Annotated in this window: 8 protein-coding genes; 2 read left to right on the forward strand and 6 right to left on the reverse strand. The window is 31.9% G+C overall.

Annotated features, from left to right (window positions below):
* Positions 1-21: 21 nt before the first annotated feature.
* From pheS to V9L05_RS07775, 6 genes are all read right to left on the reverse strand, one after another.
* The gene (gene pheS, locus V9L05_RS07750; protein ID WP_338793791.1) at positions 22-1,038 is read right to left on the reverse strand and encodes a phenylalanine--tRNA ligase subunit alpha; all 1,017 of its coding nucleotides are present in this window, start codon (positions 1,036-1,038) and stop codon (positions 22-24) included.
* A gap of 126 nt (positions 1,039-1,164) precedes the next feature.
* Positions 1,165-3,762: a cytochrome c biogenesis protein CcsA gene (gene ccsA / locus V9L05_RS07755; protein ID WP_338815020.1), complete on the reverse strand. Its 2,598-nt coding sequence runs from the start codon at positions 3,760-3,762 to the stop codon at positions 1,165-1,167.
* Between the two features lie 267 nt (positions 3,763-4,029).
* Positions 4,030-5,250 (reverse strand): S41 family peptidase, encoded by a 1,221-nt coding sequence (locus V9L05_RS07760; protein ID WP_338815021.1) that lies wholly within the window; start codon positions 5,248-5,250, stop codon positions 4,030-4,032.
* 247 nt (positions 5,251-5,497) lie between these two features.
* Positions 5,498-7,750: a GAF domain-containing protein gene (locus V9L05_RS07765; RefSeq protein WP_338815022.1), complete on the reverse strand. Its 2,253-nt coding sequence runs from the start codon at positions 7,748-7,750 to the stop codon at positions 5,498-5,500.
* A gap of 300 nt (positions 7,751-8,050) precedes the next feature.
* Complete coding sequence (locus V9L05_RS07770; protein WP_338815023.1) at positions 8,051-11,347, reverse strand: carboxypeptidase regulatory-like domain-containing protein; 3,297 nt, start codon at positions 11,345-11,347, stop codon at positions 8,051-8,053.
* A 218-nt stretch (positions 11,348-11,565) separates the two neighbouring features.
* On the reverse strand, positions 11,566-12,498 hold the full coding sequence (locus tag V9L05_RS07775) for a hypothetical protein (RefSeq protein WP_338815024.1): 933 nt from the start codon (positions 12,496-12,498) through the stop codon (positions 11,566-11,568).
* A gap of 280 nt (positions 12,499-12,778) precedes the next feature.
* Between V9L05_RS07775 and V9L05_RS07780 the strand changes: the two genes are divergently transcribed.
* Both V9L05_RS07780 and V9L05_RS07785 read left to right on the forward strand, forming a co-directional pair.
* Entirely contained in the window at positions 12,779-14,344 is a 1,566-nt protein-coding gene (locus tag V9L05_RS07780) for a choice-of-anchor D domain-containing protein (protein ID WP_338815025.1), read from the forward strand.
* Between the two features lie 128 nt (positions 14,345-14,472).
* Positions 14,473-16,143, forward strand: a complete 1,671-nt coding sequence (locus tag V9L05_RS07785; protein ID WP_338812234.1) for an IS1182 family transposase — start codon at positions 14,473-14,475, stop codon at positions 16,141-16,143.
* Positions 16,144-16,186: the final 43 nt, after the last annotated feature.

The following is a 16,186-nucleotide window of genomic DNA, read 5'->3' on the forward strand; positions in this document are numbered from 1 at the left end:
GCTTGAACGAGATTTTAATTTTTAGAATTGTCTTAGAAAACGCATTTCATTTTCGAAGAGCATTCTAATATCTGGAATATCATAACGCAAAAGGGCAATTCTTTCAATTCCCATTCCGAAAGCAAAACCATTATATTTTTTAGAATCAATATTTACATTTTCTAAAACGTTGGGATGAACCATTCCACAACCCAAAATTTCTAGCCAGCCTGTTCCTTTTGTAAGACGATAATCGGATTCTGTTTTTGTTCCTAAATAAACATCAACTTCTGCACTTGGTTCTGTAAATGGAAAGTAAGAAGGACGAACACGAATTTTGGCATGTTGTCCGAAAAATTCTTTTGCAAAATAAAGAAGTGTTTGCTTCAATTGTGCAAAACTAACACCTTCATTGACATACAATCCTTCAATCTGATGAAACATACAATGCGAACGAGAAGAAATAGTTTCATTACGAAAAACTCGCCCAACCGATAAAGTTCGGATAGGTGGTGCTTGGTTTTTCATGACACGTACCTGTACTGGCGAAGTATGTGTTCTGAGCAAAATATCAGGGTCTTTTTCAATGAAAAAAGTATCTTGCATTTCTCTAGCAGGATGATTTTCAGGGAAATTAAGAGCTGTAAAGTTGTACCAATCCAATTCTATTTCGGGTCCTTCAGAAAGATTAAAACCAATTCTTTCAAAAATCTGAATAATTTCATCACGAACTTGTGAAACTGGGTGCAAACTTCCCAAGGGCTCGTAAGCAGAAGGCAAGGTAATATCTAAATCTGTACCTGTATTTGCATCTTGTGCATCTTCAATTTCCTGTTTTTTAGTACGGAATTTTGATTCAGCAGCTTGTTTTAAGACATTTATTTTTTGTCCTAAAGTACGTTTTTCTTCAGCAGGAACGGTCTTAAATTCATCAAAAAGCGAAGAGAGTTTGCTGTTTCGACTAATAAAATCTAAACGAAAGGTTTCTAACTGTTCCACACTTTGAATTTCAAAATTTTCTACTTCCGAAAGTAGTGAATTTACTTTTTCTTGTAACATAAAAATTTTATCAATGATCGATGATGAATGAAGACTATTTTTTCAACTAAAATTAGGTTGCAATTTCGTTAAAAAAGTGGTTTTGTGCAAATATTGGAATTTGGAAGTTCATTAATTATAAACCTTCTAAACCAATTCCATTTCATTTTTTGGCTTCTTCGAATCTGACTTTTTAGAAACAGTTACTTTTCTTGCTTCTGTATATCTTCTCCACATTGCCACCAAAATCCCTAAAGTCATTACATTTACACCCAGCCAAAGCAAACTAATATACGGTTTTTCTAAGGCTTTCATGATTATCCAATCCCTTTGAGTGGTTCGGATTTTAAAGGTAAATTCTTCTGTTTTTGGATTGATGTTCATCATTGTAAATTCTACACCTGCTGATTCTACAATTTTGGGAACACCACGCACTTCATTTCCTTTTATCTGAAAAACAGGTTTTACAGTATAAGTTTCTTCTTTATCCAAAATTCTAATTTCGGCATACACCATATAATCTTCATCAGCTAAAGGTTTTCCACGATGCACTCCGTCCAAAACTGCCACAAAATCATTTACGATGAATGTATCCATAGGAGATAAGGTTTTCATTTCAGCTTCTGCCCATGTTCTTTGTTCGGCAGGGTCTGGAAGACTACTAAGGTGCGTATAAAGGTCACTTTTAATGCCTTGCGAAATATCTGGACTTACCACAAAACCCATTTGAGGATTTTGCTGAACACGAGGAAAAAGTGTAAAAGTTTCTTGTGTAAGTGTATCTACATAATCAATTTTGTAATACGTATTTTCCTCAAAAATTCGGAGTGTGTCTCCTAATTTTACTTCTATTTTATCATTATGCACCAAATCTTTTTTAGCAACTACTTTATGGGAATAGGCTGTTGCTTTTACATCTTCTTTATTTACATACTCTGAGAAATCTGGAGAATCCCAATATTGACCTTTGTAGGTAATAGTATATTTATTCATTTTGGTAGGTTCACTACGGAAAAGTAAAACATTTTCTCGGTTTACCTCATCAGAAAATTCTTTATTATATAAAAGTCCTGACATGTTCATAGATACAATTTCATCATATCCCGAAGAAGACAAAATACCAAAAAACATAAGTGCAACACCAATATGCGCCAATGCACCACCTGCTAATTTTGGATTCAGTTTTATTGTTCTTGCAATAGAAATTCCATTACTGACAAGTGCATAGACCGAAGTCAGAACCAAAATCATATAAGAAGCATCTTTTATTTGAGCGATTGCAATAATTAGTGTCGTTCCAATGGCAGTCAGAATAAGAGGAATAACAAAATTATCTTTAATATTTGATTTTTCAATTCTTTTCCACCAAAATACTTGTGCTGTTGCAGAAAGAAAAGCAATTCCGACACTAAACCAAAGTTGCCATTTTGTATAAAAACTTTCTGGGTCAGCTGGAGGAGCAACATTTGAGTCTATTCCTAAATTATCCAAAATCGCATTATAAACAGGAATTGAAGTTGGAACTAAAACTTGTAAAGCCGAAAGTCCTAAAACCACTACGCCAAGAGTAACCCAAAATTCGCCTGAATAAAAGCTAGATTCTGCTTTTGATTTTGGAAAATTATTCCAATTCATAAAGAATAAAACACTAGCTCCTAAAACAAAAAATAAAAGGTAAATTAAAAGTTGTCCTGAAAGTCCTAAATCAGTAAATGAGTGAACCGAACTATCTCCCAAAATTCCACTACGAGTAAGAAAAGTAGAATATAAAATCAGAAGAAAAGTTGAAAGCATCAATATAGCAGAAAGTTTTGCCATCGAAGGGCGTTTTTGCTGCATCGTCATGGCGTGTATTCCTGCAATCAGAACGAGCCAAGGAATGAAAACAGCATTTTCTACTGGATCCCAGTTCCAATATCCACCAAAATTAAGTGTTTCATACGCCCAATAAGCACCCATTACAATACCTACTCCCAAAACAGCAGCAGCTAATAATGCCCATGCAAAAGTTGGTTTAAGCCATTTAGTTGTTTCTTTTTTCCAAAGACCAGCAATTACGAAAGCAAAAGGAACAAGACAAAGCGCAAAACCTAAAAATAAGGTAGGCGGATGAATAACCATCCAATAGTTTTGCAAAAGTGGATTTAGCCCCGTTCCATCAACAGGAATATAGTCAGGTTGAGATTGAAAAATAGGCGCATCCATAGCATCACGCAACAAAATAAAAGGCGAACTACCTATTTTAAGGTTAGCTAAAGGAACAATTACGCCCAAAACCATAGAAGTCAAAAATGCCTGTACAGTTGCAAAAACCATCATTACAGGAGCTTCCCATGTATTTTCTTTTTTGTGTTTGACGAAAATGGAACGCAAAATAATTATACTGCCAATACAGACATGCCAAAAAATCCAAAGCAGGAAACTTCCTTCTTGTCCTTCCCAAAAACAAGAAATCATATAATAATATGGCAAATTATTCGATGAATGACTCCACGCATAATGGTATTCGTATTGATGATTGTAGATAATCGAAAAAAGAACGACTACCACACCAATTACAGAAAAAGCATGAACTCCAAAAGCAGCACGAGCCATTTTTTTCCAAGACTGTATTTCTTGTATTTTTTTAGGAGAAGTTAAATGTGTGTTTTGACTTGCAAAATAATAGGCAATCGCAGCCACAATGGAAGTAACAAAGGAAATGATGACAAATAAATGTCCTATCTGACCAATTAGTAAGTTCATAGAGGAACAAAATCTATAATTTTATACTTTATCCGAAAGCTAAAGCAGTCGGAGCTTTGCTACTCACTCTAAAGAGTGAGCTACATTCAAATAAGTTGTAGATAAAATTTGTTGGTTAAAAATCTATAAATCAACAAATTATAGTTCTGCCACTTAATTTTGTGCAAAGGTACGACCTAAAACATTCATTATCAATACAAACAGAAAGTAAGGGTTTGTAGAAAGTGTTCTTTTCACTTATTTTAAGTTGTAGTATTCGTTTTCCCTCTAATTTTCAATCAAATCTAGTCCTTTTTGAAGTACTTCATCTTTTTGTGTAGTAGTTTGTCTTATATAATGTTTTGGAATATATTTTTCTCTTGGAGTGCCATTTACATGAAGCAATTTTGCTGTTGACAATCTATATCCAAAACTTTGATTTTCGAAAGGATAATAATATATTTCTCCTGCCAAACGTTCCATTTCTGAGCCTACAATTTTTCCTCGTTTCATAGCATCAAAGCCGATACTTACTCCTTCGCCCATACTCCCTGTCCATCTACCAACCAAAATTACTAAAGGCTTTTTATACTGTTCTGCTCTAGGATTTACATATTCTATCCATTTTCTATCCACTTTCGGATTATTATCATATTTTTCTTCTACTGTATGAACTTGATAAGGCAAAGATTCATTAATAAACCGTCCCATAATTGCACGAGCTACATACGAATTGCCTCCATCTACTGTGTTTCTCAAATCAATTATTAATCCTTCTGTATTCATCAAACTATTCAATACACTATCAAATTTGGCAATAAGATTATTAGCACCCAGCGAATTATGTATTTCTATAATTCCAATATTATTTACTTTTTTACTACTTATCAACTCGTTGTATTGTTTCAATTTGAGTTTATCTAAATCAAGTTCTATTACAGCATTATTTTTTGTTTTTAGAGTAAGTATTCTAGGCTTATCATATTGTCCAGCTAATAGTTTATTAAGTATCCATTCTCTTACTTGAGGCAAGTTTTTATTTTGACAATGTGTAGGAAATCTTTCGATATTTTCTTGTATACTTCTACCATTAATTTTCAGTATTTCATACCCAATAATATTACTTTCTAAGTTTTCTAATTCAGTTTGCCATACATTTGTAATAACTGCTTTTTCTTTTTCGAAAATAGCATAAATAGGTGAATATAATCGAAAAGAAGAGTTAGTATTGGTATTCAGAATAAGATGACTATCATAAAACTCGTTCAAAAGATTTTCGAACAATAAAACTATATCTGTTTTGTTTTTACTACTATCAATCTGCTTATTATAAAATCTCTTGACACACTCTAAATCTATATTTTTATCGTTTAAGTAAACATAATCAGTAGAAATATCACCTATAATTTGTTGTAAGTCTTTTCTTGCTTTTTCTTTATCTACTTGAGCTTGGGCAAAACTAGAAAATGAGAGTGTAAAAAGATAAATGATAGTAATTATAATTTTCATATTTTATTTTATTTTATTTTATTTTATTTTATTTTATTTTATTTTATTTTATTTTATTTTATTTTATTTTATTTTATTTTATTTTTAAAATTAGCAAGTTAAGTAACAAGAATTAAATAAGATATACATTTAGAACTGTTCTTTGTGTGTGCTTTCAGTTCCTTAGAACTGAATGAAATTCTTCAGCATTTTATTCGTTTGCTCACAAAATAACTTGTAGAGTTTATTTACTTTTCATTCCTAATGTTTATTTTTTATTCTCTAATTCTTCTACTTTTTTCTGACAAGTTACCAGTTTTTGTTCTATTTCTTCTTTTTGTTTGGCAAGTGTTTCTATACTTTCGTTCATAGCCTCCATACTCATTGCCATCATCTCTTCTTGTGAATTCATTTGTTCGATATACTGCTCTTGTTCTTTATGTGCCTCTGCTAGTAATTCCTCTCTTTTCTCTACTTCTTGTTGTGCTTCTTGCATTTGTTCCATAGCTTGTTGCATAATATCTTCTTGCATACGCATCTGTTCTACTGCTTCTGCTTGTTCAGTTAGAGTTTCTTCTAAGCGAATTGCTTGTAGTTTTTGTTCCGTAATATCGGTTGCAATATGAATGACACGTTCCAAATTTTTGTAGTCATCCATAACTGGGTAATAAGTAGCCCTGAGCCAAAACGAAGATTTATCTTTTGCTTGACGTTCAAATTCTCCTTCTACTACAATTCCTTGTGTTAGGTTTTCCCAAAGCTGCATGTATTTATTAGATGTTTCATAGCCATCTTTCAATAAAATAGTATGAGGTTGTCCCTGTATTTCTTCTTTTGAGTATTGAGATATTTTTAAATAAAGTCCATTTATATCTGTAATTATACCTCTTGGATTTAGCTCTATCATAGCAGCAGCCTGATTGATAGCATTGAGTTGGTTTTCTAACTCTCTACTTTTTCTTTCTACCATTTCTTGTGTTGCTTGTAGCTCTTCGACATTTTGGCGCATTTCTTCTTCTTGCGCTCGCATCTGTTCAGTCATTTCTTGTGATTCTTTCAAAAGAAGTTGAGTACGTTGATTAACTCTTACTGAAGAAAGTGTAGAAGCAAAACTTTCAACAATTTTTTCAACAAACTCTATACGATACGATTCTGGAGGATTAAAAAAGGCTAATTCTACTACTCCATATAATTTTTGATTGTAAATTAGAGGAGCAAGCAAAATAGAAGATGGGTTTGTATTTCCGAGTCCAGAAGTGATATGAATATAATCATCAGGAACATACGACAAAAATACCGTTTCGCCTTCTTGCCATGCTTGTCCTGTAAGCCCTTCCCCTTTTCGGATTTTTTTCTCTAAGTATTTAGGTTTATCCCACGCATAAGCAGCAGCTAAGTACATAAATTCACCTTCTGAATCAGGAGTTTCAGAAATTACAAAAACACCTCCCTGATTGGCTTCGGTATATTTCACTAAACGCTGAACAATAGCAGCAGCAAATTCTTCTGTATCATCATAGTTAGCACGGAGAATATCTCCAAACTGGGCAATTCCTTCTGTTATCCAAGCTCTTCGACGATCTTCTTCAGCCACTTTTGCTAAACTATTACGCATATCTAAGAGCGAATTTCCAAGAATATCATTTTCACCCAAAACATCAAAAGCACTATTATATTTTCCATTTCCTATCTTACGAGCAAATTCAGAGGTATTTTTCAGACTTTTGATAAGTTCTTGTAAAGAGCGTGTCATTTGTCCAATTTCATGATTACCTATTCGTAATCCAAAATCTGAATTAGGAATAGAACCTTTTGCAAGTTGTCCTAGTATTTGATTCAATTTTTGAATAGGTTTTGACACAATTCGTAGAGAAACAATACTTGCAATTGTACCAATAGTGAGTGTAGTCAATCCTAGAACAAGAATAATTCTATATAGCCAATTTAGTGATCGTTCGACGGAATCTCCATCAGCTTGTTTTTCTTTTAGTTTACTAGTTTCTAAGTCTTCTAAATTCTTTATAAGCGTATTGCTATTGGGAATAATCATTTCATTGACTAGACGAATTGCTTTTTCTCTTTTTGTTCCATCATTATAATCCTCCGAACGATTAAGTGTATTCATTACTTCTTGCTCTGTTTGAAGAATATCATCAAAAGCAATAATAATAGAGTCTACACGATATACATTTTCTTTGTTTTGCCAGTCTCTTTTAAGTCGGCTTATTCTATCTTTAACCTCAGGAAACTGCTCATTATGTAGCAAAATCAAGTCTTCTTTATCATCAATATTATCAGGCAGATGAATCCAATTGGTAATATACATCTTTGAGCGTGTTACAAGCAAAAGCAAATCATTAATAGCCTCTACCGAAGGAGTAATTACGGAAAAGGATTGATGAAGCATACTTTGGCTACGGGTAAGCATAACCAAACTTAGTGAAGAACTAAGTAAAGCAACAATAACAATGATAAGATTACCAGCCAAGACACGCTTGCCAATAGTATTGAGTTTCCACATAAACACTTAGATAGTGATTAGTTTTTAGTGATTAATGATTACTATGAAATTATAATTTGTAATCTGTAGTTTAATAATTGACCTAACTGAATGGGAAAGATAACCAAAAAGCTACTTAATAAAAAAGATTAAAAAAGATTTTCGATAGGAATTTAGACAGGTTATCTTAAAAGGGTAATACAATTTAGATAAAAAATTAGGTTTGTCCAATTTTTTCTAAAAATAACAGGCATCAAAAAACCCTTTCAGAAAAATTTCTGAAAGGGTTTTGAATGAAGTTTATTGATTTATACAATCGGATTAGAACGAATAACGAACACCGATTTGCATTTGCCAACGAGAACTATTTACACCAGAGTCATCAATACTATAAATATCTTTTGTTTCTTTTATAGTTTGATATGATCCATCACTATTGATACTACCAAAAGTGAAGTTAGGAACATATGATTTAGAACCATCAGTATTTGTAGTAGTAGTTACACCATTCAAATTAGCAAGAGAGAAATTATCATTACCTAAGAAATACATACGCCCCCAATCTTTATTCAACAAGTTTGTAAAGTTGAAGATATCAAAAGACAATTGAAGATTATGTTTTGTACCATTAGAAGTTTTGATATAAAAATCTTGTAACAAACGTAAATCTAATGTATTTATGAAGGGCAAACGTGAACCATTACGCTCTGCATAATCACCACGACGAGAATTTAAGTATTCATCGTTTTGGATATAATTATTATATGCTTGCCATTGTTGTTCTGGAGTTACTGTTACTGTTGCACCATCAACTTCACGAGTAATTGGAACAAATACTATTTCGTTTTGGTTAGCAGGAACATAAATAAGATCCGAATTAGTAGAACTAGAACCAGTATCATCATTAGACAAGTGTCTTCTGTTAGGTGTACCATAAATATAAGAGTAACGAGTACCAGAACGTCCTTCATAGAATAATGAAATAGTTGTTGCTGCATGGTCAAGGTAATCTAAACGGTAAGATAACATACCAATTACACGAGAGCCCAAATCAAAGTCAGAGTAAGTCAAATCCAAATCGTTTTTACCTCTTACATTTTCAATATATCTCCACTGAGAAGAATTTTGAGAAGAAGTACCATCATTTACAGCCATTGTACGTCCATATGTATAAGCAAGACTAGCCATAAATCCATTATCAAATGGTTTTTGAAGTTGAGCAGTAACATTATATGAGTAGCCTTTGTTTGTGTTATCACCTACCATAATACGATCATAACCAGATTCTATTGCATCTCCTCTATCATAGTAAGGACGATCATCAGCACCTGAATAATTACGTGTAGCAGGTTTTACGTTTACATTGTAATAAATAACGTTATTCATTGTTTTAGTATAAATACCTTCTAAAGTACCTACCATTCCCCAAGGCAATGATTTATCAATAGCTAATGAAGCACGAACTACCTGAGGTAATTTAAAGTCATCTACAAATAAATCCATTTGCCCACTAGGAAGACTTACTGTTTGACCAAAGTCTTCTGCAGTATATTGATTGAATGGATCTGGACGGAAAGGTGCATTACTTGAACGAGCTGAACCTACCACAAGTCCATTATTGTTATAAGCTCCACCAGGCCATACTAAAGGAATACGACTTGTAAAGATACCTACACCACCACGAATTTGAATTGATTTATCACCTTTTACATCATAATTGAATCCAATACGAGGAGACAATAAAATAGGTGTTTTCCAAAGTTGTCCAGACTGAACTTGATTGCCTATTTCAGGATAAAATTCTTTCACTTTAGCAAGTGTACTATCATTAAATCCTTGGTTTGTAGTAGGATCTGCAAAAATTGGAATATCAACACGTAGACCAAAAGTAACATTTAACTTTTCAGAAGCAGCATATTCATCTTGAGCATAAAAACCTAATTGCATCCCTGTAAAATCAGCAGCAGCAGCAGAACCATCACCAGTAACATTATCTACTAAAGAATAACTACGGTTGTAATTGGTAGATAATGAATCATTTAAGAAATCATTAACAGATGCAAATTGATATTCTCCATAATTCTGACGAACAAACAAGTTATATGTAGAATAAAACTCATTATGTGTACCAATAGTAATAGTATGTTTACCTTTAAAAATACTGAAGTTATCAGTAATAGTTAAAGTAGATTGTTCTAGTTTGTTAGCAGTAGAAAAAGCTTCCGAACCGAATGAAATAAAACCAGAACCATCATTAATACCAACACGAGGAAAATCACTACCAATAGGATCACGATCATCAATTACGCTTGTATAACCAATAATCAAACTATTAGATTTGTTATCACCGAAACGACTCTTCAACTCTAAAGCTGATGAGTTAGTTACAGTAGGAAAAGCAATACCATTATTACCAAAATTAATAGTATTTGAAGAAGAACGAGAACGATTTAAGAAATCTCCTTGTGTATAACTATGACGCACAGTAAGTTTATGGTCTTTATTAATATTCCAATCCAAACGAGCAAATAACTTATTTGACTCTACCTCTTCTGGATTATCTAAGAAGGTACCAGCATCATATCCGTATTTAGATTGAAGTTGAGAACGTAAGTTTTCAATTTCTGCTTGAGAAGAAGCTCCTCTATAATCAGAAAAATTAAAAGGCTGAGGAGTTTCACGACGCTCAATTTCTCCATTTATAAAAAGAAATAATTTATCTTTTTTAAGTGGAGCACCTACACGGAAACCTGTTATATAAGATGAGAAATCATCTAACTTCTGACGATCAAAATTTTCATCATCGGTAGGAGTTTTTCCTGCTAATCCTTCATTACGGAAAAGGTAGTAAACAGATCCTTCCACTTTATTAGAACCACTACGAGTAACAGCATTTACACCACCACCAGAGAAACCACCTTGACGAACATCGAAAGGAGCAACTACAATTTGAACTTGCTCAATAGCATCTAAAGAGATAGGAGAAATCCCAGCTTGTCCACCATTTGTACCTGACTCAGAAAGACCAAAAACATCATTATTTACAGCTCCATCAATCATGATAGAGTTATAACGGTTGTTTTGTCCTGCGATAGTGATACCACCATTTGGAGTTACACGAGCTTGAGGAGTTGTACGAGTAAAGTCTGATAACTCACGGGAAATAGTAGGCAAAGCATTGATTTGTTCTTGAGAAACGGTTGTTTGTGCACCTGTTTGCTCTCCATCAATAATTTCTGCATTTCCAGTTATTACTACCTCACCAATTGTTTCTACATCTTCTGCAAGGTCAAAGTTCATACGAAGTGTTTGTCCTAAAGAAAGATATACATTTTCTTTTTTCTGGTCTTCATATCCAACATACTGAACTGTAATAGTGTAAGGGCCACCAACATTCATATTAAGGATTGTATAATTACCACTAAGTGTAGTAACAGCACCGAATTGAGAACCTGTTGGAGTATGCACTGCCAAAACAGTAGCACCTGGAAGTTCTTCTCCATTTTTGTCTTTTACGACACCACTAAGGGCTGCCGTCGTAGAGCCTTGTCCGAAGGAATTGAATGCTACCGAACAAGCAAATACGAAAGCGATAAGGCTTAAGATGTAATGCTTCATCATAAGATTGTATAAAAGGTTGCTGAATGAGTAAAATTAAGTAACTCTAACCAAAGTAGTTAGAGATTTTGATTTAAGTTTCCACAAAGGTAAGACACACCTAGCAATCTTTACGTTTCAACATTATTAACAAATTAAGAATAATCGTTATTCAAATTATTGATTTTTAACAAGACATAAAACTTCAAATTATATTTACCAAAAGTTATAATTTTATTTTAATTATTTATCACAATACACTTTTTTATATTTAAATCATATTCTTTTTCTGAAATTAAATTATTTTTCAACAATTCTTGTAAAGAAAGAATAATCAAATCATAAAATGCTTCATTTTTTTGAAAAAAAAGTGCATTTTTAGCCATTAAGAGAGATTTTCCAAATTTTCTTTGGTTAAAAAACAAAACTCCTTGATTAAAATAAAGTAAAGCAGAAGCTGTTTCTAATGTTACCAAATTGTTAATTATCTTATTATCTAACAAAACTACATTCTGATTTTGTACTTCTTTCTGAACATTATTTGCTTGCTCTTGCAAATAAAACGCAATTCCTTTTGGGGTAGCAATAAATCCTTTTTCCAAACTAGTACTCTCAAAAATAATCTCACTGTTATCAGATAATTTTATTTTTATAAAAACATGAATAGGATTTTGAATAATCTGATAGGTATAATTAAAATTTCCTTTTTGTTTTATTTCTTCTAAAAAGACAGCGTATAATACCGAACCTGTCAAACAATCATATTTACCACTATCAATAGTTTGAAAAAAACTAGAGTACAAAACATATTCTGTTAAAAATGTTTCTTGAACAGCAAAAAATAATCTTCTCAATGTTTTTGATTCATTGGTAGGTGTAATTTTAAAATCTTTATTAAAATCAATCACTTTTTGAATTGCTTTTTCCTTCATCTCAGGAGTAATAGAATCTTGAGCATCTAAAAAACTAGAGAGTCTTGAAGACATTTTCTGCTCATTATGAGAGTTTGAAGAAATAATAGGTATAGCAAAACTATAATTTGGAATTGCCAATGTGAACAAATAAAGAACAAGAAGTAAAACTCTCTTCTTTGAAAAAAATGTAGTTTCTATATTTGTTGAATCAAGTAAAAAGTTTTTACAATAAGGTAATGGGTGTTTAATGTGTTTCAAAGCAGTAAAATTTAAAAGGTAATCAGAATAATCAGTAAATCAAGAAGAATTTAAAAGGCTCTTTGATGGAGATTCCAAAATAAATAGGGATTAAATAAATAAATATATTAACAATTTAGTAACATTTGATTAATATTAACGAAATTTTTTGAGAAAATGTTATTCTGTTTTGATATAAATTTCAAAAACTCTGTAAAACTCTTTTCCTTATAATTGCTTTTTATACTTGTAATGAGGATAAATTGTATTTTGCTTTCTTTATCAAAACCACCAATCTGTTATGAATTCTATTCTTTCAAAATATTTTCAGTTTCTAATTTTTTCAATATTACTTTCTAGTTTACTTTTAGTGGGTTGTCAGGATGATGGAGAACTTCTTTGTCCCGAATTAGAGGTTTATTCTTTACAAAGTGAAATAGATATTTCTGCAAAAAATGAAATAGCTGAAAATCAGATTCTGTATTATGAAATAGAAGCCGAGAAAGCCTTCGAATTAGCTTTCTTACTAGAAAATAAAGGAGGAAATACCCTTAAAATAGGAGAAATAGAGTCGATTTCTATAGATTCTACAATCAGCTTTCAGCTTGTACAACCTCTAAAAAATAGATTTGAGAAAAATGAGAGTGATTCTTTTAAAGTAAATTTTGAAGGCTTGACGGAAGGAGAACATCAAATTCCGATTACTATTTTTTCGAATGATTGGAATGAACCCATTTTTACTTTTTTTATTAAAATAATTGTAAATGCCCCACCTCCTCCAAAGTTGCCTAACATAAAAGTGTATCAAGAAACTACATTTATTCCAACTCAAACAGGAAGTTATACTTTTAATGATACAGAAGTAGGACAGCGATATGAAACTATTTTTACGATTAAGAATGAAGGAGAAGCAAAACTTATTATTTCAGATATTATTTCTACGACAAGTGATTTTGATGTTCAGAATATAGCTCAAAATGAACTTTTACCAAATCAAGAAACTACTTTTGTAGTCATTTTTGAACCTATAAGTGTTCGAAGTTATTTTACACAAATTCAGATTGAAAATAATGACCCAGATAATGAAGAAAACCCTTATGTTTTTGAAATAGTTGCTAATCCAAACCCTGCACCTACACCTGAAATAGCTGTTTTTCATCGAAAAAACAATCAAAATACAGAACTACAAAATGGTTTTGAATTTATAGAAGGAGGAGATTTAGAAACAAGTTTTCGAGAAATTTTAGAATTTGAAATTGAAAATCAAGGAGATGGAACTCTTAACATTTCAACTTTACAGAGCGATAATCCAAACTTTCAGGTTTCTAATATATTGACAAATAGCCTAGAGAGTGGTCAAAAAACGAGTTTTTTGGTTCGTTTTACAGCAATTACTTTAGGAGAAAACATAGGAACGATAAGCATTCAGAGCAATGATTCTGATGAAAACCCATTTACTTTCAAAATTCGTTTTACTGTAAAAGAACCTGCTTTTCGTATTAATTATTTGACAGTTACTGTTCCTGATGGACTAAATACAATTCCTTCTAATACAGGAGAAAATCGCACACTTTTTCAAAAAGAATTTCAAGTAATTGATCCACAAAACCTAGTTACTGAAAATGCCTTTTTGAGAGTTACTATAATTACAAATAGAGGAATTAGAGATTCTTTTACTGTAACTGTTTCAGGGACAGATGGACGCAGAATTTTCTTTGATAATGATTTTGATGACCTTTTTTATAGACAAAGTATTCGCTTTGCAGAAGCAACTTTTATCGATTTTGAAGTTTATTTACAGCTTCCAACAGGAGAGCGCAGTAACTTAGAAGGTTATCGTTTAAGAAGACCAGATGGAGCTAATTAAAATGATACTTTCATTTTTCAAATCACAAAAAAAAGAGGCTGTCCGAAAAGTACGGATAGCCTTTTTTTTATGGTTAATTTTTTTTATTTTCGAGGTATATATACTTTTATACTAACGTTATATAGCCTATGGCAAAAGTAGTTTTCAAAAACCAAAGTGGTAAGCAGCCCGAACTTTTTCCTGTCAATATATTTGACAAAATTCCAGCTCACCATCCTGTTCGTTTAGTTGAAAAGGTGGTTGATTCATTGGATATTAGCGATTTGATTTCTCAATACAAAGGTGGAGGTTGTTCAGCTTATCATCCAAGAATGCTCGTTAAAGTGCTATTCTATTCTTATTTATCCAATATTTATTCTTGTCGTAAAATAGCTAAAGCTCTTGGGGAGAATATTCATTTTATGTATTTATCAGGCAATTCTACACCAGATTTTAGAACAATTAATGACTTTAGAGGTAAAATTTTGAAGGCACACATTCATCGTTTATTTGGAGAAGTTGTTAAAATGTTGGTTGAAATGGGTTATGTAAGTCTTGATGTTCAATATATTGATGGAACAAAAATAGAGGCTTGTTCTAATCGTTATACTTTTGTTTGGCGTGGTAGTATTGAAAAAAATAAAGAAAAGTTAGAAACTAAAGTAAATAAAATTTTATCTGATATTGAAAGTAGTATTCAATCAGATAATCAAGAAGAAAATAAAGAAGAAGTATCTACTCCATTAGATTCAGAATTATTAAAAGAAAAACTCGCTCAAATCAATAAAAAACTAAAAGAACCGAGTAAACAACAGGCAAGAGAACTAAAAAAAATGCAAGATGAATATCTTCCTAGATTAAGTAAATATGAAGAGTCTCTGAAAATTTTAGGTTGTAGAAACTCGTATAGTAAAACAGATACGGATGCTACTTTTATGCGGATGAAAGAAGATCACATGAAAAATGGACAACTCAAACCTACTTATAATGCTCAAGTGTCCACAGAAAATCAATTTATTACCCACGTTTCTATTCATCAAACGGCAGGAGATACCACCACTTTATCCTCTCATTTAGAAGGATTTGAAAATCAGTACAATAAACAAAGTAAAGAAGTAGTAGCTGATGCAGGTTATGGAAGTGAAGAAAATTATGAATTACTTGAAAAAAAAGAAATTACTGCCTACGTTAAGTACAATTATTTCCATAAAGAGCAAAAAAGGAAAATGAAAAATAATCCTTTTTTAGTTCAGAATTTATTTTACAACAAAGAATTAGATTTTTATGTCTGTCCGATGGGGCAAAGAATGAAGAAAATAAGAGATGGAAAACGTACTTCAAGTAATGGATACGAATCGCAAGTATCTTATTATCAAGCAAAAAGGTGTCAAGATTGTCCTCTTCGCAATTTATGTCATAAAGCTGAAGGCAATAGAATAATACAAGTGAATCATCGTTTAAACCAACTAAAAGAGAAAGCTAGAAATTTACTAACTAGTGAGAAAGGATTAGAGCAGCGCAGTAAACGCCCTATAGAAGTAGAAGCTGTTTTTGGGCATCTCAAATATAATAATAAGTTTAATCGATTTACTTTTAAGGGATTAGTAAAAGTAGAAATGGAGTTTCTATTGATGGCTCTTGGGCATAATTTTAGAAAAATGGTGGCAAAAACTGCCGATAAGCTAAAAAATACTTTCAATTCTAAAAAATCATCTTTTTGCACCTTTTTTTATACTCAAAAAAATCACCAAAAGACAAAATTTGTTTGCATCATCAAAAAAATCAACCAAAAAGAAGAATTACAAAAAATAGCTGCATAAAAAGAGGCTGACCTTTTCGGACAGCCTCTTTTAAGTTACAAGA

The organism is Bernardetia sp. Wsw4-3y2, from assembly GCF_037126295.1.
Lineage (GTDB): Bacteria > Bacteroidota > Bacteroidia > Cytophagales > Bernardetiaceae > Bernardetia.

Bases quoted from the DNA above. Each gene is read 5' to 3' on its own strand.
- pheS (WP_338793791.1), bottom strand. From the start codon at position 1,038: ATGTTACAAGAAAAAGTAAATTCACTACTTTCGGAAGTAGAAAATTTT.
- ccsA (WP_338815020.1), bottom strand. From the start codon at position 3,762: ATGAACTTACTAATTGGTCAGATAGGACATTTATTTGTCATCATTTCC.
- V9L05_RS07760 (WP_338815021.1), bottom strand. From the start codon at position 5,250: ATGAAAATTATAATTACTATCATTTATCTTTTTACACTCTCATTTTCT.
- V9L05_RS07765 (WP_338815022.1), bottom strand. From the start codon at position 7,750: ATGTGGAAACTCAATACTATTGGCAAGCGTGTCTTGGCTGGTAATCTT.
- V9L05_RS07770 (WP_338815023.1), bottom strand. From the start codon at position 11,347: ATGAAGCATTACATCTTAAGCCTTATCGCTTTCGTATTTGCTTGTTCG.
- V9L05_RS07780 (WP_338815025.1), top strand. From the start codon at position 12,779: ATGAATTCTATTCTTTCAAAATATTTTCAGTTTCTAATTTTTTCAATA.
- V9L05_RS07785 (WP_338812234.1), top strand. From the start codon at position 14,473: ATGGCAAAAGTAGTTTTCAAAAACCAAAGTGGTAAGCAGCCCGAACTT.